Raw genomic sequence first — 746 nt, forward strand, 5'->3', positions numbered from 1 at the left:
GACGATGGGAGCGCGCGCGATAGCCGCCGCATAGGTTCTCAACGGCCTGAAGGGTCGCGGCAGCAATCAGGCGCTTTGCGGGCCGAGGGCGGACCCTCGCGCCAGGCGCAGCGGTCCGGACTTTCCCACGGAGGCGGGCTACCGCCGCATAGACAAACTGCCGATTTGCAAGCGGGACGGCATTCCGAAGCAGCCCGGCAGCGCGTCTCTCGCGCAATGTCGAGTAATCTGTTCAACAATGCCCTCGATGACATTGGTCGAGCTCGGGACATCGTTCAGTTCTCCTGTGCGGTGGTGCGCCACAGCGGCATGCTGCGGGACCAGGAAGAGCAGGCAGCATTCCTGCAAGGAGCCGCTGTCCAATTCACCCGTCACTTTCTGCCAAACTGGGAACAGGACATCCGTGAAGGAGAATCGTTTGGATATGCGACCGTATCCAACGCAGTCAGCCGCGAACTCGGAGGTCAGCCGGGCATGCAGGCCTGCAGGGCCATGGCAGCCAAGGTATCGAGCTCTACCAGCGCCCTCGACGATGTAGATGCTCGCGCGTTGCCGCTCTTGGCATTGTCGTTCGGCCGATATCCCCAACTGGCGGAATGCCGCGACGGCACGGTCAGGATCGGCGAATTCTGCAGCGACAACCCAGCAGTGCTTCGCCAGCTCGACGCTCGAAACCTCTCGCTGCTGGTGAACGGCTTCAGCAAGTGGCCTGACCAGCCAGGGTGTGGCGACGGCACTTTCGCAGT

At 62.7% G+C, this 746-nt stretch carries 1 pseudogene; it reads left to right on the top strand.

From position 1 onward, the window contains the following. Positions 1-216 precede the first annotated feature (216 nt). Positions 217-746, top strand: a pseudogene (locus tag RFN30_RS32305) (hypothetical protein); the annotation flags it as partial.

Source organism: Mesorhizobium dulcispinae (assembly GCF_033977345.1).
Lineage (GTDB): Bacteria > Pseudomonadota > Alphaproteobacteria > Rhizobiales > Rhizobiaceae > Mesorhizobium > Mesorhizobium dulcispinae.